Consider the following 21837-nt stretch of genomic DNA (forward strand, 5'->3'; position numbering starts at 1 on the left):
CCTGACTCCCTCAGATAATGGCCGTGTCCGGCGTGAAGTACCAAAATATCCATTTGCGCAGATCCGCATCAGCGATGGATTCGAGCGTCGAAGCCGCGTTTTCGTAGCGCCGTGGCGGATTGGTGGCCGTGCCGCCATCCACGCCTGCCGGCAAAGATCCGGCATATTGCGGGTTCTTGAAGAAAAGACGCCCACCCTCGTGGCGCAACGCGAGCACCGCGTGGCCGCCATAATTCTTGCCAGCCGGCGGCGGCGCCCAGGGCGGCACGCCCCAATAGGTGGCAACGAGCAGCGGCTGTTGCTTGGCCGGCAGGGCCGCGAATACGCCATCCGCCAGGGTTGATTGAATGCTTGCAGTCGTCGGGGCGTTGGTCGGCGCCACCGCCGAGCCGGTGAAGCTCACACCGAACAGCGCTTCAAGCAGCCGCTTGGTCTGGTCGGGGAAAAGCCCGTTGTCATGGACATATTTGAACATCGCCTTGGCACTCGTTTCATTGCCGGTATCGGCGGGAAAACTGCTGCCATGGGAGAACTTGATCGCCGCCCCCTGGAAGGCGAGCTCGGCATAGTTGCGGGCATAAAATCCCGTCGATGCCGGCGCGCCCGCTTGCGAATAGCGCGCGATCTGCAGGATGCCGCGCGGCAACGCGGCGACCGAGCCGTTGGCCAATTCGGCCTTTGCCGCCGAGCTCAGCCAGCCAATCTGCAGCCGGACATATTCGGCCGGATTGACGGTGATCAGCATCGTCTGGATGGAAGTCGGCACGCAGGTGCCCGCAGCCCCCTGGTTGACCCGCCCGTTCGGGTCGAGCACCTCGTGCAAGACATCAGCAACCAGTTCCTCGCGGGTCATGACCACAAGGTCCGGATGGATATGTATGGTCAAAAGCTCCAGGAGAAGCGACAGCAGCGTCTTGCCACCCTTCAGCGCTATCTTCTTGAGGATCGGCGTTTGCACGGCGCTGCCGGTAATCGCCTGGCGCGACAGGAGTACCGGGATATCCTTGCGGATCTTGCTGCTGAGCAACCACAGGCGCAGCACATCGCCACGCTCGGCAACCGTGAACCGCTTGAATTCAGGATGCGCGAACACAGCGGCCAGCGACAGGCGGCCCGGATCGTTTTCCGGCAGCTTGCTCCAGATCGTGTTGAGAATGGTACTCCACAGGTTCGGCAGAAACGGAATGCCGCCCATCGCCTGCACGGCGGCGGCGTCCGGCACGACGCGGGAGGCCGCACTCGCCGAAAGCGCCAGGATACCGATATGGGGTGCAGCCATTGCGGACGCATTATCGACAACGCCGCTGTCATCCGGCGGCGGCAGCGTGACGCGTTGCGCGCCGAGCGCGTGGTCCGGCGGCCATATTTCGGCCTTCGAGCCACCGGGCGGTGTCACGCTCACCCGGTAATAGAGGTTGCGCGAAAATGTGCTCGATGGAGGAGAGTTCAGCGTCTTCAGGCTTTCCTCGACATAGGCCTCCCACAGGGGCTTCGGGATCACCCAGGTGGCGCGATTGGCATTCAGCGTGATGCGCTCGCCCGGCACATTGACGGTCATGGCGCCGCCGCGGTCGCGCTCCATCGTGCCGCTGATGCCGTCGGCACTGCAATAATAGCGCAAGAGGTCGGGATATTTTGCAGGGTGCAACAACGCTTGCGGATCCCAGGCCAGCTCGACCACCGCCTCGCCGTTCTCGTTGCTGTTGATCTCGAACACCGGTGGATCGCCGCCGCCCGGCCAGTTCGGTATGAAAGGATGGATTCTTACCCAGCCCATGTCAGCCTCCTTTGATAACCCGGTACATTTTCAGAGGACACCAATGCCGCTCCGAGATAAGCCGTCGCGGCCACGACGCGTCCCTCGCACACGTCCACCTCGACCGCCCGGCCGGTGGACCCTGATTTTCCTGTCTCGCAGCCCGAAAGAAGATCGTGCAAAGCGCAGGCATAGCCGCCGTCACCGCCATGAGCGGCGATCCATTGCGCCAGGCGCTGTCGCTTGGCAGCACCTTCCAGCGCCCATGCCCAGCGGGTGGAGCCGAGGCGCCATACTGGCGTGGGCGCCGCGACATCGATCGACAGGCTCCACGGTCCCCTGCTGCGCGCAAGATCAAAGCCGTGCACAAGATTGAGAGAGTGCGCAGCCGCTATCCAGTTGTCCTGACCAATCATTGGCGCCAGCAATCCCGCCACATCGACATGCCGGTCGATCTGCCACGCGACGCGCACGCAGCCACGGCTGTCCCGGCCAACCGAATAGACCCTGCCGAACGGCCCGACCGCCCGGTGCCAGGTTTCGAAACAGGCGGTTGCAGCCGGGTCATGCGCTGCTGCGGCAATCCGGGCCTGCGTGACTGCGGCCTGCCCGCGCCCGCGAAACATCCGGCGCTCCAGATGGACCTGCTCGCCATCGGGACCGAGCCGGCAACCAGTCCAGTCCTGGCAATCCGCATCGATGCCTGCAAGTACATGCGCCTCCCAGGTCCGCCGCCCCGGTGCCGTCACGGCGACAAGCGTGCTGGCGCCGCCGTCGATGCACATTCGGCCTTCCGACGAGCGGGCCCCCGCCCGGCCAAGTCCTTCATAGGCGTCCTGCGCCTCGCTGCCGAGGCCGGCAAGCAGCGCGCTCAGCCAGAGGACATCGACCCGGCTATCGGATGTCTCGGAAATCGCCGTCATGCCGGCGGTACCGTTGAAATGACGGGAAAACTGTCCCGTGCGTTGATCGGCCCGACCTTGCGGTCAAAGCCGCTGACGGTCTTGTAGGTCACTGTATAGGTGTAGTCGCGCAGCGCCGGATTGCGCAGATTGAGATCGAGCGACCCCGCGTCTCCGGGCGCCGCGAAGATGAGGTCCCTTTTTGCCCGATAGTCATTGGCCGCATCCTCATAGGCGAGCGCGACGCTGATACGCTCGACGCCGTTCTGGGAAAAAGGGGGGCCGATCAGCTGCGGGCGGATAGACCAGGTCCGCGCCGTCCTGTCGCCGATCAGAAGCGACGGAGCCTCGGTCTCGACCCAGTCGGTCTCCAGGAGCGAGCCGTCCGTCTTCAAAAGGATGAAACTGTAGCGGTAGCGGGCGCGCGCGCCCGGCGCCCGGCGGAACTGCCATTCATGGTCGTCATTCACCGTGTCGGCGGAGATGACGATCGTCTCGCTTTCGAAGATGTCGTTGGCACGGTCGGCATATTCCAGGCTGACAATGGCATGCTGGAAGTCCTGGCGGTCGGTGACCATGAGCTTGATATGGACCAGGTTTTCGCGCGGATCGTTCAGCGTCACCAGCGTTCCCGCCGGCCGGCTTTCCTGGTTGATCGTGCCGCCCTCATGCAGAAACTGCGCGTCGTAGAGCGCCTCCTTCGGCGCGCCCTTGCGAACCCGAAACTCTGCCGTCCACGACGGCACGGTGGAGGTCAAGAGCTTCGAGCGGTCATATTGCCAACCGGTATCCGGATCGGTGTATTTAAGGCGGACCAGCACCTCGGGAAAACGCTCCGGCTTGAGCAGGGAAGACCGCTGGAACTCGTAGGAACGTTGCTCGATCAGCATCTCCGGATTGATGGTTACTTCCCGGCCCTCGGCCTCCAGCCAGTCCGACGTCACGAGGACGTCGGCGCCGACAACCGCCCCCGGCCCGAAAGCCACCGTATAGCGATAGTGGAAACGGGTGCCGAGCGCAGGATCAAACCAGTTGCGCACCACGCCCTTGCGGTTTTCCTTGTCGAGCACAAGGCTAAACGTGCGCGCATCCGCAGCCGGCCGGCCGCCGGAAAGGCCGCCATAGACGATATCGACGACGATATGGGCAACCGCATTGTCGGCGAACTCGGCGACGGCGATGACGCCGAGTTCCGAGATCCTCCAGACATCGTCCTTGTCATCGACCACCGTGATCACCTGGTCACGCGTGAGGTTCAGGTCGCTCCAGAAAACGCTGAGATGGCCCTGCGGCGCAATCATGCGCTCGACGGCGCGGTAGGTGGAAACATCGGCCTCGAAGCTGCGGCGCTGCTCGACATTCAGCTCGCGCTTCGATCCCCCAAACTGCATCGGCAGACCGGTATCGCGCACGCCGGAGATCAGCGAGACGATCGACCCCGGCGTATCCTTGTCGAGGAGCGCCTTCGGATTGATCTTTGGCTCAAAGAATTTCTCATAGATATACTGCGTCAGCTGCTTGCGGACTTCCTTATATTCGCCTTCCATCCCCTCGTCGCCGACCCCTTCGATCGAGGCGGTGAATTTGATGATCCGTTTCTCTTCCAGCTTCTCGACGATCTTTTCGACCTCGTCGTTCCAGAAGAAGATGCGCTCCTGCTCGTAGTCGCGGATATATTCGTAGACGAGGTTCCAGTCGGCCTCGACCTTGACGTTGTAGGCGCGCTGCATCGCCACGTAGTTGAGTTCGTAGACGACACCGGCGGGGATGAACCCATCGAAGGAGCCGAGGATGAAGCGCGTTCCCTTGGCCGTCAGCTCGACGCTGAAAATCGCCCGGTTATCGGCATAAAGTGCGGGCACGCCGGAGGATTCCAGAAAGCTCACCCATTCGCTTTCAGGCACGTCCTCGCCGGGCGGCGGATCGCCCGGCAATGCGCTCTTGCGGTCGAGAAACGTCATCCGCACCTTGCCGGAACGGTACTGCAGCGGCGCCAGCCGCGGCAGATCGTCAAGATCCATGTCCTGCTTGATGCGCGCCGCCACACGCTTGAGGCGCTCCGGCTCCCAGTCGAGCACCGTGTCGAAAAGCAGGAAGCCTGCCGCCACCTCGTCGTCGGTCGCATCGAGGTTTTCAAGGATTTCCTTGTAGACGATCAGCCGTACCGCCGGGCGGCCCTGATCGTCGGTGCCGATGCGCGGCCGGTTCGGGTAATACCAGAACTGCTGCGGATCACTGTAGTCGCGACCGACGACAACGCCTTCATATTCGAAGAAAGGTGGGTTGAGGTACAACATGATCGTGCCTCACGCCGCCTGGACATATTTGGGAATGGTAATCTGCGTCTTGTTCGACAGGACCGGCGGGTGCGTCACGATCTGGCCATCGGCCAGGTAGTAGACCATCTCGACCTGATAGGATTTGGGCGCGGCGGCATCCACCTGAAGCCGGAACTCCTGTGGCGTCGCATCGATGAAGCTGAACGTCTTTTGCACGTCCTGCCCACGGGCCGGATCGGAATAGCCGATATTGACCTCCACCACCGGCGTCTGCATGAAATCGATCATGCGCGGCACGAAGGAGGCGACGACCTCCGGCACAAGGAGCTTCGGCACGGTAACCTTGGTGTCCGGCGACGTTTCCTCGGCCCGTTCCACCACCTGCCCGTTGGCGCAGTTATAGGTATACTTGACCTTGAAATCCTTCTTGGCCGGATTGCTCAGCGGCACCGACCAGGTCTGGATATCCTTCGAGGTCAGCGCGAAGGTCTCGCTTTCATTGATGCCATTGGCCGGATCCTCATAATGCAATCCGACTTCGACCACCGGCGTCACGCCAAAATCCAGCATGAATGGCGATACATCGACCACCAGTTCCGGCGGTTCCTTCACGGCAACCTGCACCGTGCTGTCACCGTCGCCGTTCAGCCAGCCACTTTCTTCGCTGGAGCCATCCTTGAACGTCGTGACGACCTGGTATTCGAACTTGCGCGGACCGCCATTGGCGACATAGACGGCAAACTGCTTGAACTCTTCCAGCGTCTTTAGCTGATAGAAGGCTTCGGCCATGACGCCATTGCGGACATCGGCATAGCGCACCGTGACGACCGACTGCACGACCTGCGCCCAGCTCCTGCCGCTCGGCACCAGCAGAACATCGAGACGGTTTTCCGAGCGCGGCTCGTTAACCAGCGCGGTATCGGCCGAAGTCTCCATCCACTCGCCGGCGATCGTCTGGCCGTTCTTCAGAAAAAACGTGGAGCGATAACGGACCGGCTTGCTGCGCGGCTTGAAGATCCAGTGCGAGAACCGTTGTTCGGCCGCCGCCGCATCCAGCTTGATCATGGTGCCGATCTTGGGAACACCATGCGTGCTATCCTCATACTCGACCTCAAGCTGAACGCTCTTGGTGACCGTGTCGAAGCTGATATCGCCGACCTTGAAGGAGACATCGATCTTGCCGGGCGGTGTGACGCTGAGGCTAAGGCGGTTGCTTGCCTTTGCCTCCCAGGTGCTCCAATCGCTCGGCTCGTGGCCGCGATAGCCGATGCGCCAGCGGCAACGATATTCGCGCTTTGCCCCGATCAGGCTGGGATCCCAGGCGAATTCCTTCTTGTCCTTCGTGAAAATGAAAGTGGTCGCCTTGGTCACCGGCTGGTCGTTCTCATCCGTGCCACGATAGTCGATCTCGACTTCGACGAAGTCGATCGGGTCCTTGTCCCAGTCGATGCCGAAAACCCATGCTTTGAGATCGAGCGTCTGGAAGAAGGGATCGTCCAGATCGATCTTGCGTACATATTGACGGATCTCCTGCGGCGACAGGCCGTGCAGGAACGCCTGCAGCGTGCCTTGCGGATTGATCTCCTGCTTGCGCGTGCTCGCCATCGTTTCTTTATGGGTAAACGTCTGGAAATCCATGCTCATCTCGGTCTTCAGATAGAAGACGTCGCTTTCGCGATTGACGAACTCACGCGTCGGATCGTCGGCCGCCGGCACCGGCGGCGGCTTCTTGTCGGCCAGCCGCTTGGTCAGCGCATCCTGCACGGATTTCATGGCGTCGGACCGCATCTGGTTGACCAGATCCTCCGGCACATCCGGCCAGCCAACGTCGATTTTCACATCGACGAGGCCCGAGGAGACAGCCATTTCCATGTTCTGTTCGGAATGGGACACCGTGTCCTCGTCGCAGCCGCCATCGTCAAAATCGTGAAAGATGCCCTTCACGGCGGCGTAAACGCTGCGCGTATTGGCCGATGCGACGACGCTGACCGGGGGAACGCGCGCCACGAATTTCAGATTGTAGGTGATCTGGATCGGCGTCAGATCGGTGACGCCGGTGCCATCGGGATCGACCAGCGTCTGCACCATGAAGGAGGCGCCTGCCGGGGTGAGGTCGAGATTGGCAGAGGCGACATTGGTGCCGACCAGGGAGGTCTTGCCTTCGGCGAGCCGGTTGGAGACCAGGTGCTCGCTTTGCGGTGCCGAGACCTTGAACGTGCCTTCCACCCAGGTCGGGCTCGCCAGCACCACCTTCGGCGGCTGGTCGCCGGGAGGTGCTTCCGGCGCATCGGCCCCAAGGCCGAGCAGCACGTCATCGACACCAAGCGAAACCGAGGTGCTGAGGCGCGGCAGGTTGTGGCTGCTGTTGATGCGGTAGCCCTGCACGCTCTTTCCGGACTGATCGGCAAGGCGCTTCAGCTCGTGCCACATCTGATCGACATCTTTCTGGAGCTGCTGCTTGATGACCTCTTCATGCGCGGGATCGACGCGCATTTCGACATCAAGCACCATGTAGCCGCCACCGCGCGGCAGGTCGGGATTTTCTTCCCGGTCCTGATCGCCGAAGGAATAGGCGATCAGCAGAAACACCGGCTTGCCCGCGTCATCCTTGCGGATGGTGACGTAATTGGGGACCAGATAGAATTTCCAAAACAGCGTGTCGTCTTGATAAACGGTGACGCGCTGCTCCTGGAAGGTGCGCCATTCGGGTAGTTTCAGCATGCGCGTGTCCTCCTGGACAGGGTTGGCTTGAATGTCATGCGGACGGGCGGTAGGCCGGCACCACGATCCGCGGGATGGTATTGGCAGCCCACTCACCTTGCTTTTCGATTCCGTCGGTGAGGAAGTATGTGATCCGGCTGCGGAAGCCGGTGACGCGCGCGTCGCGTGTCGGTACGACCCAGGACGCCGTCGGCTGCGATATCGTCATCGTGAGCGAATGGCTGAGATCGACATCATTGTCCGGATCCTGATAGCGCAGATCCACGGCGACGATCGGCGTCGCATTAAAATCGACGAGCGGCGCCAGGATCTGTACCTGCAACTGCCCGGCGCTGACGGCACGATAGGCTGGCAGCACGATGACGGGATCGGTCTCATGCCGCTCGGCAAGCTGGACCGGATCGCGGCCAATCGGAAAATGCGTCACCCGGTAGCGAAAGGCGACGGGCGTGCCATTGGCGGCTTCGACATGCCAGGTTTGCGGCGCCTTGTCGCGGAAGACCAGCGTCTCGCTCGCTCCACCGGGCACGTCATGAATGATGGTCACCTCGGTCAACGGGCACTCGGCAAATTCCAGCGCGTCCGCCACCACGGTGACCATGATCCCCGATCGCTGGATGTGAATCGGCAGCACCGGATCGCCGGAATTGTCCTGCCAGCCCTGTTCAAGCAGATCGCCATTGGCAAAGGACGCTGTCCAGCGATAGCGGTAGCCGCGCCGGGCCCGGTCGCGCAGGTAGACGCTCCAGGTGGCGAAAGCCCCCAGCGTCTTCAACGTGATGGTATCGCGGATCGAGACGGCGTTGGCACGGTCCTCATATTCGAGATCCACCATGACCGCGACCACATCGGCCCAGCCATTGCCAGACGGCAGCAGACTGACGTCCAGCACCGCCTCGCTCGGCTGGTTGACGACGAGCTGGCGTCCCTGCACCGGCGCCCATTCGTTGTTCTCGATCACATCGCCGGAATGAAGGTCGAACCGCACCTTCGCCATCACGGGATGCGTCTGCGTCGCGTCTATCCGTCTCCTGTAAATCATGGAAGGCTTTGTGATGTCGAGGATCGCGACCATCTCCTCGCGCGGCACGCCAGACGCGGCATCCTCGTAGGCAAGGGTGACCTGGACGCTGCGCACCAGCGTCCCGTAGTCGATGGCGCCGGAGACAACGTCGATGTCCAGCATGCCCGGCGCCTCGATGGAGACCGGTACACGCGGCGAATGCGTCACCGTCCACTCGCTGAAAGCACCGGCGCGCCCGCTGGCCAGGATCGAGCGCTGGCGCCAGCGAAAATCCCGGATGCCACCGACGACCGCTGTACGCCAGGTCTGCGGCACCGTATCGCGAAAGCTGAGAACCGTGCCGGTCGCGTGCGGATTGCCCCGCTCGTCGATGGCCTCATAGGCAAGCTCGACCTCCACATGATCAAGCAGCTCAAGCTCCCCGAACACCTGGATGACGGTCTCGATCGTTGCAAAAAACGGGTCGTCGAGGCGCAGTTTGCGCACATGCCGCTTTCTGGCCGCAAGGTCTCCCGGCAGCAATGTCTGCATGGTTCCGCGCGGGTGGATCGTCCATGGCACCACGCTGCTCTGCTCCAGATCGAGCGTGATCGACATCGTCTGCTGGTCGATCTGCTTGCGCACCAGCTTGCGGCGCCCGACCAGGCGGCGGCGTAACGGTGGGATCACCGGCCGGCCATCGGCGGAACGTTGCGGCGTGGCTCCGGCATCATCGCCGCCCTCAAGGCTGAAGAAGCTGTGCTGAACCAGCTGCTTCACCAGATCGAAGGCATAGGCGCGCAGTTCGGCGATGACCTCCTCGGGCAACGATCCGGACCCTGTGTCGATCTGCACGGTGACCGCGCCGGACAGAGTCAGCGATTCCGTATCGACATCTGTGTTCGAATAATCATAGCCGGTACAAGCGGCAACGCTGCGGCCACGGAACTGCTCCTCGATATATTTGTACATGCGCTCTGCATTCACTTCGAGGTGAATACGGGCAGGTGGCAGCCGCGCCCAGAAGCGCAGGTCGTAAGCGATCTGGATCGGCGTTTCGTCCGCAGCAGCATCGTCCGCCAGAAGCGTCTGTTCCATGAAAGCGGCGCCTGCCGGTGTCAGATCCATGGAGAAGCTGGCAATATTGCCCGCCAGCAGCGAGGGTGCTGATTCCGCCACGCGTGCTTCAATGAGCGCAGCGCTCTGCGGCGCATCCATCGACACGACGCCCTCCGTCCAGGTGGGTGTTGCGAGCTCGATGGCGGGCGGCTCGCTGGTACCGGCGACGCCCGGCCTTGCCTGTTCCTGCGGCGTGCCGTTGCGCAGCCGGTTCCATTCGGCCGCCACGCGCGGCTTCAAGGTATCCCGCACAGCCGCCAATTCCGCCTCGGCCAGCTCGAAAGTCGTGTCGAACGACAGGTAACCGCCGCCGGCGGGCAGATCGGGTTTCGCGGCGCGGTCCTCATCGGAGAGCGCATAGGACAACAGCAGAAACACCGGATCTCCGGCATCGTCCACGCGCAGACGCGGCGCATCCGCCACCGGATAGAAGCGGTAAAAGAGAGTGTCATCGGCGTAGATGGTGACCTTGCCGATGCGATCGATGGACGGAATCAGCAGCATGGCGGCATTCCTTCGATTGGGGTCATGCTCATGGATCGACCTCGGCACTTGGCAGGATCACGTTCAGGGTGGGGTCGCCCGCGCGCTGCCATTCACCGGTCACCAGCGGCAGCGTGGCGCCATCCGGCATGCGGGGTATGTGCTGCAAGCGGTATTCGTAGGTCAGGAGATCGAAGCGCGTGGCGGCCCAGCACCGCCACTCCGCACTCTCCCCGGCTTCGAGCGAAAATGATCGCTGCCGCCCCGTCGGGTCGCGCAGGGTGATTGCGACATAGGCGGCGTTGGCTGCCGTTTCCGGATCGAGCGAAACCAGGACGACGCCGGGCTCCAGCACATCGAGCATTTCCGGGCGCAGAAGAAGGGAGCCTTCGGCAACACCCTCGTAGATGGCCACCTTCGGGCCTTCGCCCGCGTCCCGATGCGCCACGACCCGCGCGACAGGGGGTAAGGGCTGTGTCACCCAGGCAAGATTGGCCTCGGGCGCCTCGCGCATCAGGTCCGCCAGGCAGAGCACTTCGCCATCACCGGCAATGCTCACCTCGATGCGCGAGGCGCGTTCGAAGAGGCCGGGCATCGCGGAGATGGCCAGCGTCTCGAACCCCGCATCTTCTGCGGTCCAGGCGACCGCGCTACCAACCTTTAACGCCTGCCGGCCCAGTGGCCGAGGCAGCGCCGGCACCGTCCCCGCGATCGGCGACAGCGTTGCGGCAATCGTCGCGGAAAGCGCAAAAGCGTCCGTCAGCGCCGGATAGGTGACGGCAAAGCGATGGAAGGCCGGCGTTGGCGGATAGATGAAGCTCCGCTGCTGCGGCACACCGCCGGGCCCGCTGGCCAGCACATCGACCTGAACGCGCCGGACAAAACGCGCATCAAGCCCAACCGGAGCAATCAGCGTGACCGGTACGACCGAGAACGGAGCGATTGCTGAAAACGCCGGAAACAGGGCCGCACGCGCGGCCGGATCCATCCCGCTGATGAAACTGCGCAGCGACCAGCGTCCCTGCCAGGTCCGGACGCTGCGGCGATAGACGGAGAGGTCCCAGCTGCGGCGGCCCTCCACGGCTATATCGCCACGCCACTGATAGCGCGGGGTTTCCCAGGCATCGACGGCGGGTAAAGCGGCGAGAATATCACCCTGGATTGCCAGTGCCAGAAGGCGGCGGAGCGCCGGGCCATCGGCCAGACGTTCGCCTTCCAGCCGCTCCAGCCGGAAGGGCGAGCCGTTTCCTGTGGGTGCCGAAAGCATGGCCGCCTCGATCTGGTCACCGGTGGCCCCCTCCCCCTCCAGCCGTAGCAGCGATGCGATCTCATGCAGGTCGGCGCTCACCAGTACCGGCATAGGCTCTTCCAGCCCCTCGTAACGCGCCTCCACTTCAACCTCGATATCGCCGGCGTCCGAAGAGAGCAGCGCATCGAGCATCTGGGCGGTATGCGCATCGAAGAGATGCTTCTCAACCATCAACGTGCGGCTGGACAGACGGGCCGGTTTCCAGGCGTCAGGCAGGTCCACATCGGGGAACCCTGGAACATGGCTGCGCAGGCGCGCCCGTGCCGCGATGAAGCCGACGAGGCGGAGCACCCAGCCATCAGCGGCGGCCGCGCCCAAAAGTTCAGGGTCGAGCGTGGCAAGGTCGAGTTCGAGATGCATCAAACCACCGGCGGCATCGATGGCCGTGTCGCGAAAACGGCTCAACGCAAAACGTGGCGTGCCGTCGGCCTCGCGCGCCGCAGTGAGGACGCGCGGGAGCACATGCAGCACGCGCGGCTGCTCATGATCGGGAAAGCCCTCGCCCGGACGGATCGGCGCCAATTGGGGAAGATCAAAAAACATGATCACCTCACGCTCCCGCCGGAACGATCTCGACCGCGCCAGCACCCAGACCGTCTACCCACGGACCGGCTTGGCCGCCGATATCGGCTGATGCACCGTGAAGATTGGTGACGCGGTAACGATAGTGCTCGGATCGCGGCCGGTGCAGCAGCCAGTCGAGGATCGGCAGGCGCAGCGGCACGTCGTCGGTGAGCGTTGCGGCATCAAGGACAATTCGCGTGTCGCCCTCGAACTCGACCATCACCGCCGCAAGCGCCTCGGTGTCCCCAGGCATGATCTGGCCGAAATACATCGGATCGATTGAAAGGGAGAGCGTGAATGTCTGGCTGGAATAGCCACGATTGACCATAATCGAGGGCAACAGCAAAGGCATGTCGGGATTGACCGTCATGCGCAGGACGGGATTGAGATCCGTGAGGACTGTACCCGGGGGATCGAGCCGGTAATCGATGTCGGCCTGCGCGCCTGCTGCAATCTGCAAGCCGGGGCTGGCATCCGGAAAGGCCAGGCCGTCGCCGGCCGGGGTGGCAAGAAACTCGGCAATCGTCAGCGGGCTCTCGATGCGGTTGCGCACCGTGACGCGAACCCGGCCGGCGCCCACGGGACCGCGAAAGCTACGCTCCAGCAGGACACCGCTCGCCTCGTGCAGCGACAGGCGGATGGGGATGGAGGTATTGGCAGCGCCCGGTAGCGAGGCCGTCACCAGCCCGTCGAGGCCGCCGCTCTGTAGCGCCGTGATCACCGCTGCCAGCGCCTCAGGTGTCAACTGCACCTCATCGATGATCCCGTCATCGAGGCTGATCGTGGCTGCCGTCCGCTCGCTCTCAGTAAAGGCGGTACCGGCATCATCGGGCAGCCGCAGCCGCAGCGCCGCCTGCTCAGGGATCAGCGCCGAGAGCACGGCGCCTTCGCCCAGAAAACGTTTCAGCCTTGCCAGCACCGCGCGGTCCAGATAGGGCACGGCGCGATAGGCCAGATGGGCGCGATAGAGAATTTTATTCTCGTTTGCGTCCGCGGCCTCAACGACGTCGAAGAACGCGATGCTGACGGCTGGGAGGTATGGCGCCTCTTCACGGCGCGGTATGCGGAATTCCTGTGGCTCGTAATAGTAACGGCCGGTAAAGGCCGTATCCTGATAGTAGACAACGGGCGGGCGGCCTTCGCCTGCATCAAACTCCGCCCGCAACAGCACGCGCGTCATGCTCGGACGCAGATCGCCGGGCACATCGAACATGTAAGCGTTGACATCGACATCGAAGTTAAACGCGATAGCCTGAACGGCCTCAGCCTGGGTGCGGATGAGCGCCGGGCGGCCCATTTTGTCGATGAAAGCGCTTGTTGGCACCACACGCCGCGCGCCAACCCGCAGATCGCTGATGTCGAGCGCTTCGGTGAGATCGGGGCGGAACACCTGCGTCAGCATTTCACGCGAAGTGGCGGGCGTCAGATCAAGCGGCGCGACCTCCATCATTGCGGGCAAAGGCGCATCGAACCCGCGCATCAGCACGGCTGTATTGAGTGTGTGCACGGTGCTCAAATGCGCCGCAGAAACGCCGCCGGAAACGGTGGTAAAGGGCTGCCGCAGGACGCGGCGCGCCAGATCTTCCCGGCGCCAATGCGGCTGGGGTCTGTCGCGTGCCGGGCGCACATGGCGCCATTCCGGCGGCTTGATCATCATCGTCAAAAGCACGCCGCGATCGAGAAACCGCACCTGATCCTGCACGCCGAAATCGCTCGGAATGATCTGCCGCCATGTGCGGCGGCCAACCGTGGCAAAGCAGCGCAACTCCAGCCGGCCTTTGGCTGCGGGATCGGTTATCGCCGACCAGAGCTGATCGAAATCGGCCTTGGTGTTGAGATCAAACACAAGCTGCGACGTCTCGGCATCCACGCGGTTGACGGCACCGAGCGGGATCGACAGCCAGCTCTCCGCAGGCGCGTCCGTGCCGTTCTCCACGGGAACCGAATATACGATCCTTGCCGAAACCTCGTGTGCGATCTCCTTGATCGGATGATCGGCGGTGAAGCCCGGCATGCGGCGCTGGAACCCCACAGTAAGGCGCGCAATGGGGCCGCCCGGCGCTGCGCTCGCCAGCCATTTGAGACTGGCCGCATAGCGTCCGCCGGTTTCCTGGAGCGCATAGACCGGCAGCACGAAACTGAAACCGGCATCATTGGACGCCGGATAGGCGGTGCCTCGTGACAATGTGCCGTCCGGGCTCAGCGCAACAGCATCCTGTCCCCGCGCCCCGTCTCCCGAATCCGCAACGCTAAACTCTACGGATCCGGGATCAGGCGCCCCAGCGTCAGTGATCTGGATATCGGTGATCGGACCGGTGCTGTCTGGATCGATGACGATGGGAAGCGGAAACACCACCGGCTTGCGCCGCCGCACCCCGTCCCGCAACGACCGGACCGACATGTCGCGGTTGATGACGTAAATTTCGTCCGCCCTCGACATTGATCAAGTCTCCCATCGCCAATCGATGAGCAACCATGCGCCGAACTCGGCATGCGGAATGTGAGCTAGCTCACACAGGTTGAGAAAAATTAGCAAATCGCGATATTCGCTTGTCTGGAAGGCCTATCCTCTGGCAAGTTAGAGCCTCGTACGATCAATGAGGCGCATTCTGTTGCCTCAAATCGGCCGATCCACCAGAAGGATGGCGCAGGGCGATGCCGCTCCATCGGACAAGCCATCCGACGCCGTGGGCGGCCGATTTCAGGCAACCCGAAGGGCCGGATGCTTTTTTCCGGCAGAATGCGTCTCATTGATCGTACGAGGCTCTAATACAACTTCAGCGGAAGGCGGCTTTTGTGATGGGCAAGAAGAGTTTCGCTGCCGACAAGATTGTCTGGCTGGATTCCCACCGGCCGGCCTCCCGGCGTACAAGCAAAAACAAGCAGATCCAATCTCAGGACGCGGCCGGTGGTCACGATCAAAGTTCGTCGGGCCGCGATCTCTTCGATCTTCTGTTCGACAATTGTGTCACCGACCGTCTGCCCGCCGGAAAGCATCTCTTTCTGCAGGAGGACAGATCGGACCGGGTCTTCGGGCTGATCGAAGGCTCGATCGAAATCTCGATCTATTCGATCGACGGCCAGAAACTCGTCGCCAACATGCAGGCCGCGCCAACGATCATCGGCGAGATCGGCGCGCTTGATGGAGGTGTGCGCACCGCGACCGCCATATGCCGGACCGATTGCGTTGTTGTGTCGCTGGACCGGGATCAGCTTCTACGACGCATCGAGGAAAGCCCGCTGCTTGCACGCTCCATGCTGCGTCTGTTGTGCGACAGGGTCCGATGGGTGAGCGAATCGCTGGGCGACCACGCCTTTCTCGACGTCGAGGCCAGGCTTGCCAAACGGTTGCTGCTGCTTGACAAGCTGCTTGCCGACCCGTCCGGCTGGATCGCCATATCGCAAAGCGAGATCGCCGATTTCCTCGGCTCGACGCGCGAGTCCGTCAACAAGCTCCTGAACAACTGGCGCAGCCTCGGCTTTATCGAGGTCAAGCGCGGCCGTATCAAGGTCGCCAGCCGGAACCGCCTTCGCCTGTTGCTGCGGGAACGGGAATAGGCCGCATTACCGCTCACCACCCGCCACATCCAGCCGCGACAGCATGTAGCGCAAAGCCGCCCGGCTTGGCAGGAAGAAATAGCCGCCACCCCGCGTGGTGATAAAGGACGGCATGCCTTCCAGTGCAAGAGAGCCCTCCCAACGCGGCAAGGCAAAGCGGCCCCTCGGCTTACCACGCGCGCCGACCTTCTGGGTGCCGATCAGCGGATCCTTCTCGTCTCTCAAACCATGGAAGCTGCCCGACGCCATCCAGGTCTGCTGGATAAACTCGTACTGGCGTTCGATGCTGGCGTTGACGCACATGAACAGCAGCCCCTTCTCCGTCGTGCCATCCGCGCCTGCGGCCGCATAGGTCCTGCCGACACGCAGGATGCGGTGGCGCTTTGTGATCCGGATTTCCGTGTCGAGGTCCGTGTTCAGGGAAGCGCGTGGATTGGACCGGCGCACATGCGCACCGAGAGGGCATCGTAACCCCTGCGGATCCTCGGCGCCGAAGGTGAAGCCATTGTCGGGCAAGCCGCCGGCGGGCCGGTGCGGGCTCTTGATCAGCGAGGAACCATCCTTCCAGCGCCCGACGATCCGCGCGCCAACCCAATCCGCCGTCACTGCCTCGCCCGTCAATGTCCCGACGCTGCTTGCCGCCGCGCGGCAGTAATCCTCAAAACGTTCCACATGCTGCTGGAGCTGGCGCACGACGACGAAACTGCCGTTGCGCCCAAAATCATGCCAGCGGGATTTTCCAGCCGTGATGCTGCCATCGACCTCGACCGCGCGCAGGATGCCGAGCGGATCGGTATGCCCGGGCACGGTGGGGCTTGGCGGGTAGAAGCCATGCTCGTCGCGATAACCGAACAGAAACTCGCCCGGATTGAGAAGATGCATCTCGTGCACGGTGCTGCCGGTATCCTGCCAGCTTCCGCGCAGGATCGGCTGGGAAATGCCGTCCTGAAAGCCGAAATGATCACGCCCCTTGCTGCCATCGCCCTGCGAGCCCGCAGGCTTGACCGATAGTTCGAGACGGTGAACCGGCTCCATACCCGTCTCGCGGGACACCTCGTCCAGCCCGCGCACCACAATGTCCAGAATGTCTTGGGAGCCGGCATAGCAGTTGACGATCATGTCGACTGGATTGCGCCCACCCCCCCAATACCATCCGGCTGGGTCGTTTTGGCCCCAGTCGTCGAGGATCCGACTCCGATAAGGGTTCGCCATGCCCTGACGGAAGGCGAGCGGAAAGCTCGCCAGCGCCTCCGTCTCGACGGCACCTTCCGGTCCGACGCCGAGGCGGCGCAATCCACCTGGCCCGAAGAAGGCCATCATGGCGCGATCGGTGGGTGCCGTGTCGCCAAACGAAATTTTATCTGTGACATAGGCCAGCCAGCGCCGGCGCGATACCGGCGAGAGGCCGTCCGGCACGCGAAATGCCAGCATCACACCATGCGCAAGGCGCCCCAACGGGCCAAAGACGATCGACTGGATTTCGCCCTGTTCGAGGATCTCGGACGGTGCCGGATCAGGCAGCAGCAACTGCTGGACGGCATTGAGACGCGTACGCGGCAGCCGTTCGGTGGAGGAAAACAGACTGATCCAGTCGCGCGCTTCACTCAGCCGCGCCGAACAGATACCCTGGCGTATCCTTGCGTTCGTGCGAATATGCGCGGCCGAAATCCGGGGATAGGCGCTGTACCAGAAGCTGGTCGGTACCTGCTGGTTGCGGGCCCAGCGCTTGAAGCGGTCACCATCGCGGGCACCGTCCAGGAAGAGAAACCGCGTCGATGGGAAGCCTTCTGTATTGCTCCACACGCCGGTCAAGCCCGCCGAGGCTTTCGTAATGAAGTCTTCCAGATAGCTCTCCCAACTGCCGCCATAATTGCTCAGGAAGACGAGCTTGTCGGTGCCGGGAACTCGGACCCAGCGGGCGAAATGGATGGTGCCGATCGTCGATAGGAACCCCGGCCGGAAGATATGTGTGGCCGAGATGGAGATCACATAAAACGTAAAGCGCAGCAGCATCCTGCGGAAACGTCCTGCCTTGATCGTCGAGACGGCCGTCATATGGTTCTGGAACTCGCGATCCTCACCTTTCTGAAGCCCTTCCAGGCGCTCCGGCGAGATCGAATCCGTCGCCGGCTCGCAGGCCGTCTCGATACGGCGAAGCCAGATCAGCGCCAGCGTGAGCGCAATCGAAACCGTCGTCATGATGCCGAGCCCGGCCAGAACGAAGGCCGTGCCCAGCCGCAAAAGAAAAGCTGGCCAGGAGGCACCGGTTTCAAAAACGAGGCGATAGGTCAGGTACCAGCATATCGCATAGACAACGACCAGCGTGATCGTGACCGGCTTGGCCAGCAATGTCTTGCGAATGGCGCTCCAGACCCCTTTCGGCGGCTCGGCCAGCCCGTTTGCCGCCGGAGCGAAAGCCCAGTCGAACTTTCGGTTGCCGCGCAACTGGTTTCGCACCTCCGTCAGTACCTGCGCGGCATCGCCGCCCGGCTTTGCAGAAAGCCTTTCGACGATGCGCATCGCGTGCTTCGCTAGAGCCGCCTCGCGGCGGATGCGCTCGACCGTGTGCCCCGGCGTACCGCCAAAGACCAGCCCGCTGAGACTTCCGAAATAAGGCGAAACGTCCTGCGCATGCCGGTCCATGAAGGCAGCAAGATCGGTATCGACCGCTCCACCCGAAACGTCTTCACAGATGTTCCGGACCTGCGGTTCAAGCGCCTGCGCAAAAGCCTGCAGGACTGCCGGCTTGCCGCCATCGCCGCTCATTTCAATGAGGAGATGATGGCCCCGTTCTCCATCGCCACCGGTATCGACCAGCGACATGCTGGCAAAATGGATGATGCCGGTGCTATCGAGCCCGGTCTTCGCATCGCCCACGCACGGATTACCGAGCGCATCAAGCTCAGCCCGAATCGCCTTGACATCAGCACCGGGCTTGACCGGGACGATAACGGTTATCATCGACTGCTGGTTTGCAGGATCGAATTCGACCATGAGTTTTTCGGGATAGGGGCCGAGCCGCTGCAATCGCCCCTCCCTGCCTGCCGCGCGCCGGAAGCCGGGTTTCGAAAACAGCGCACGCAGACATTCTGCCGTCTGTACTCGCGCCAGGAGCGCACCGATGCACTTATGGATGCCATGGCCGAAGACCAGCGACTGCTGGTCTGGCCGCCCGGGCTGGAAATCCCAGGGATCGGCCACCGCCCGCCTGTCGAACATGGCAGAGCGTGTGGCGGGCCAGACGACCGTGTCGCCCTTGATCGTATACGGTCTGCCATGATCGCCGCCGATCTTCTGGTCGTGCCGCGCATAGCGCCAGGGGCTGATCCAGATCGGCTTGAAGCGCATCGCCTCGACAATGGCAAGATCCAGACGCTTGCTGTCCGAAAGCGCGGCCGCTGCCGCCATCTCGTCAAAAATCTCCTTGCGCGACAGCGCCACCTCAAGGCAATTGCCGCCGCCCAAAAGCGTCGTCGGTCCAAAGCCGGTGATCATGCCCATCATGATGGCGTGAATGTCGGGCCGGCCGATGCGCCCCTGCTGCATTGCGCCGACCAGGCGATCGAGCGGCCGCTCCTGCAAGGCGCCCGCCGCGATGACGGTATCGATCGACCGGTCGATCGCCGCGCCAATATTGCGCGAAGCGGCAATCGCCAATTCACGCACCACGGTATCGGCGGTTGGATCGCCGAAGAAGACGGTGCTGAGCGCAATGGCCCAGTCTGCAAACTCGCCCTCATCATCGACCACAACGCCGTAATATTCGCAGCAGATTGTCGAGGAGACGATGCGGAAGAGATCAAACGCCGCATTGAGCTTGGTGTCGGCACCATCAACGATTTCACGCGCACGCCGCGCCGCGATCGGCCGCACGCGCGCCTCCACTTCGGCAGGCGGAAAGGCGCTCAGCACCACCGATTTGAGACGCCGGTAATCCTCTCCGTCGCTCATCCCGAGAATGAAATTCGCGCCGCCGGCAAACTCGGTCATTTCCGGCCCATAGGGCGTCTCGAAATCGGCCTGCCGCTCCAGCACTTCGCGCACGTCGGCATTGCGGGTGAGCAGCACGAAACGCCCGCAGCGCGCGCGCGGCCAGACCGCCCGCAACACGGACAGCCACCAATCCGGGTGCTCGATCAGATACCCCGCCGCCCGGCCCAGCAATCCGCTGGAACGCATGCGTTGCAGGTCGAATGGCGGGACAGTGCCGGTGACCGGGTGCTCGGCCCGCGCCTGCGCCAGACGTTCAAAATATTTCGGGCTGCATTTGAAAACCATGGATTGCCTCTTTGAACCTGCCGGATCAGCAATTGGCCTTCCCCAGCCCCGCATCTGTGAAATAGCTCACAGTCTTGGGGTTTTATTCGCCGGCCAACTGGAAATTCTCGATGATGCTGTCATTGACCGAACGGTCCTTGAAGGGGATCCACTCGATCCACCGGCGTTCAAATTCCGGATGGCGGGTGCGGAAGAGTTTCGCCTCATGCCGCGCTTCAGGAAAATGCTCGCTCCTCGCCAGGGCACCGGCCTTGAGATAGCTCGCGTAGAAATAATTGGGGGCCAGGGCCAGCGAGCGGTTCGCCGCCTCGATCGCCGCTGGCCAATTGCCGTCGATCGTGTGTGCGGCGGCAAGCTCGCCGAGATTGTGGAAAAGATAGGGCTCGAAAGGGCTGAGCCGGATGGCTTCCTTCAGATTGTGAATGGCCTCGCGCGGCTGCAGCAGCAAGGCTCTCGCACTGCCGAGCCCGGTCAGCGCCAGCGAAAAACTTGGATTGATGTCGATCGCCTGCCGGAAGAGGTCAACCGCCGAATGCGGCCGCGCCTCGAGAATTTCGACGAAGCCGAGATAGCAGTAGGAGCGCGCATCGAGGCTATCCATCAGCGCCGCGCGGCGCGCATAGCTTGCAACGATTTTCAGTTCGTCGCTGTCGGCGAAGTTCAGCCAGGATTTCCACAGGTGCCACCATGCCAGCTCGTTGAGCGCTGCACTGGAATTGGGATCTTCATTATGGGCCTGTCTGAAATAGGCATAGGCTTTGCCGGTATCTTCGGAGGAGCGGCGCCGCATGTGCCAGCGCCCCCGGCGCACCAGCTGCCAGGCCGATAGCGCCTCCGGCGGGACCTGGAACGTCCGTATCTGCTCGACCCGGTCGAACTCGTTTTCGAGGCGCGCGACAATCTCGCCGCCCAGTTCCCGCTGCAGGCGCAACAGCTCGTCGAAATCGCGCTCGAACCGTCCGGTCCAGATGACGCGGGAATTGGAACTGTCTGCGAGCGACGCGTCGAGACGAAGCCGCGTGGCATCGCCCGTCACTGCACCCGTCACGACGTAGCGCACGCCGAGCAGGTGGCCGATTGCGGCCGTGGTCAGCGACGGGTCTCGGAACTGGAAGCTCGAATCCCGCGATATGACCGGAACGGAGCGGGTGTTGGCCACCCCCGTCAGGATATCGTCGGCAATGCCATCGCACAGATAGTCAAGACGCGGATCGCCTGTGAGGTTCTTGAAGGGCAGCACGGCCAGTGCCGGCAGCTCTCCTTGCACGGCAGGCGGACCGGTTTGACCGCGCCCTTCCACCAGCGTGGAGACACCACTCTCGCCCGCGCTGGAGATGAACACCCGCACGGGAACGGAGATATTCTTCAGCTGAAACGGGCCAAGATCTGTAAATGTCAGCTGGAACTGCTGCTGAAGCTGCAGATAGGCCGTTTCCGTTAGTGCGATACCGCCATGCGGCGAAAATTCCTGCACGCGCGCCGCAATGTTGACCGTGTCGCCAAACACACCGTCGTCGCGAATAATCACCTGGCCGGCACTGATGCCCGTCCGGAACGGCATGATGCGGTCGCGCGCAACCGCACTGTTGATCTCCGCAATAGCTGCCTGGAATTGCAACACCGCCTGCAACGCAACGATGGGGTTTCCAAAGAGGGCCATGATACTGTCGCCCGCAGCCCCGAACGTATTGCCCCCGGCGCGCTCAACGGCTTCCACGATCACTGCGCGACGCTCATCAAACAGCCGCAGCGCCTCTTCCTCATCGATATGCATGAGCTTGGAAAAGCCAACCGCATCGACAGAAACCACCGTCGCAATCTGCCGCGGATGCCGTTGTTCACGCATCAGAGCAACGTCCCCCACT

10 protein-coding genes are annotated in these 21837 nt (G+C 62.7%); 1 reads left to right on the forward strand and 9 read right to left on the reverse strand.

What is annotated here, in order from left to right; all coding sequences use genetic code 11:
* Positions 1 to 10: 10 nt before the first annotated feature.
* The 7 genes from PYR65_RS24965 to PYR65_RS24995 are packed head-to-tail and all read right to left on the reverse strand — an operon-like array spanning position 11 to position 14576.
* Entirely contained in the window at positions 11 to 1777 is a 1767-nt protein-coding gene (locus PYR65_RS24965) for a hypothetical protein (protein WP_276121416.1), read from the reverse strand.
* Complete coding sequence (locus PYR65_RS24970) at positions 1765 to 2679, reverse strand: hypothetical protein (protein ID WP_276121417.1); 915 nt, start codon at positions 2677 to 2679, stop codon at positions 1765 to 1767. Before PYR65_RS24970 ends, PYR65_RS24965 begins: the two co-directional genes overlap by 13 nt.
* Complete coding sequence (locus PYR65_RS24975) at positions 2676 to 4955, reverse strand: hypothetical protein (protein ID WP_276121418.1); 2280 nt, start codon at positions 4953 to 4955, stop codon at positions 2676 to 2678. The genes PYR65_RS24970 and PYR65_RS24975 overlap by 4 nt, the downstream gene beginning before the upstream one ends.
* Before the next feature lie 9 nt (positions 4956 to 4964).
* A complete protein-coding gene (locus PYR65_RS24980; RefSeq protein WP_276121419.1) occupies positions 4965 to 7658 on the reverse strand; it encodes a hypothetical protein in 2694 nt (897 codons plus the stop codon).
* Positions 7659 to 7692: 34 nt separating this feature from the next.
* Positions 7693 to 10284 (reverse strand): hypothetical protein, encoded by a 2592-nt coding sequence (locus tag PYR65_RS24985; protein WP_276121420.1) that lies wholly within the window; start codon positions 10282 to 10284, stop codon positions 7693 to 7695.
* Between the two features lie 28 nt (positions 10285 to 10312).
* Complete coding sequence (locus tag PYR65_RS24990; protein ID WP_276121421.1) at positions 10313 to 12115, reverse strand: hypothetical protein; 1803 nt, start codon at positions 12113 to 12115, stop codon at positions 10313 to 10315.
* 7 nt (positions 12116 to 12122) lie between these two features.
* Positions 12123 to 14576 carry a hypothetical protein gene (locus tag PYR65_RS24995; protein WP_276121422.1) on the reverse strand — a complete coding sequence of 818 codons (2454 nt, stop codon included), beginning with the start codon at positions 14574 to 14576 and terminating at the stop codon, positions 12123 to 12125.
* A 359-nt stretch (positions 14577 to 14935) separates the two neighbouring features.
* On the opposite strand from PYR65_RS24995, the gene PYR65_RS25000 reads away from it, so the two are divergent.
* A complete protein-coding gene (locus PYR65_RS25000) occupies positions 14936 to 15694 on the forward strand; it encodes a Crp/Fnr family transcriptional regulator (RefSeq protein WP_276121423.1) in 759 nt (252 codons plus the stop codon).
* A gap of 6 nt (positions 15695 to 15700) precedes the next feature.
* Here PYR65_RS25000 and PYR65_RS25005 read toward each other — a convergent pair whose 3' ends face one another.
* Entirely contained in the window at positions 15701 to 19972 is a 4272-nt protein-coding gene (locus PYR65_RS25005; protein ID WP_276121424.1) for a cytochrome P450, read from the reverse strand.
* A gap of 82 nt (positions 19973 to 20054) precedes the next feature.
* Positions 20055 to 21818 (reverse strand): adenylate/guanylate cyclase domain-containing protein, encoded by a 1764-nt coding sequence (locus tag PYR65_RS25010; RefSeq protein ID WP_276121425.1) that lies wholly within the window; start codon positions 21816 to 21818, stop codon positions 20055 to 20057.
* Positions 21819 to 21837: the final 19 nt, after the last annotated feature.

The sequence above is a fragment of the Pararhizobium qamdonense genome (assembly GCF_029277445.1).
GTDB lineage: Bacteria > Pseudomonadota > Alphaproteobacteria > Rhizobiales > Rhizobiaceae > Pararhizobium > Pararhizobium qamdonense.

Bases quoted from the DNA above. Each gene is read 5' to 3' on its own strand.
- PYR65_RS24965 (WP_276121416.1), bottom strand. From the start codon at position 1,777: ATGGGCTGGGTAAGAATCCATCCTTTCATACCGAACTGGCCGGGCGGC.
- PYR65_RS24970 (WP_276121417.1), bottom strand. From the start codon at position 2,679: ATGACGGCGATTTCCGAGACATCCGATAGCCGGGTCGATGTCCTCTGG.
- PYR65_RS24975 (WP_276121418.1), bottom strand. From the start codon at position 4,955: ATGTTGTACCTCAACCCACCTTTCTTCGAATATGAAGGCGTTGTCGTC.
- PYR65_RS24980 (WP_276121419.1), bottom strand. From the start codon at position 7,658: ATGCTGAAACTACCCGAATGGCGCACCTTCCAGGAGCAGCGCGTCACC.
- PYR65_RS24985 (WP_276121420.1), bottom strand. From the start codon at position 10,284: ATGCTGCTGATTCCGTCCATCGATCGCATCGGCAAGGTCACCATCTAC.
- PYR65_RS24990 (WP_276121421.1), bottom strand. From the start codon at position 12,115: ATGTTTTTTGATCTTCCCCAATTGGCGCCGATCCGTCCGGGCGAGGGC.
- PYR65_RS24995 (WP_276121422.1), bottom strand. From the start codon at position 14,576: ATGTCGAGGGCGGACGAAATTTACGTCATCAACCGCGACATGTCGGTC.
- PYR65_RS25000 (WP_276121423.1), top strand. From the start codon at position 14,936: ATGGGCAAGAAGAGTTTCGCTGCCGACAAGATTGTCTGGCTGGATTCC.
- PYR65_RS25005 (WP_276121424.1), bottom strand. From the start codon at position 19,972: ATGGTTTTCAAATGCAGCCCGAAATATTTTGAACGTCTGGCGCAGGCG.
- PYR65_RS25010 (WP_276121425.1), bottom strand. From the start codon at position 21,818: ATGCGTGAACAACGGCATCCGCGGCAGATTGCGACGGTGGTTTCTGTC.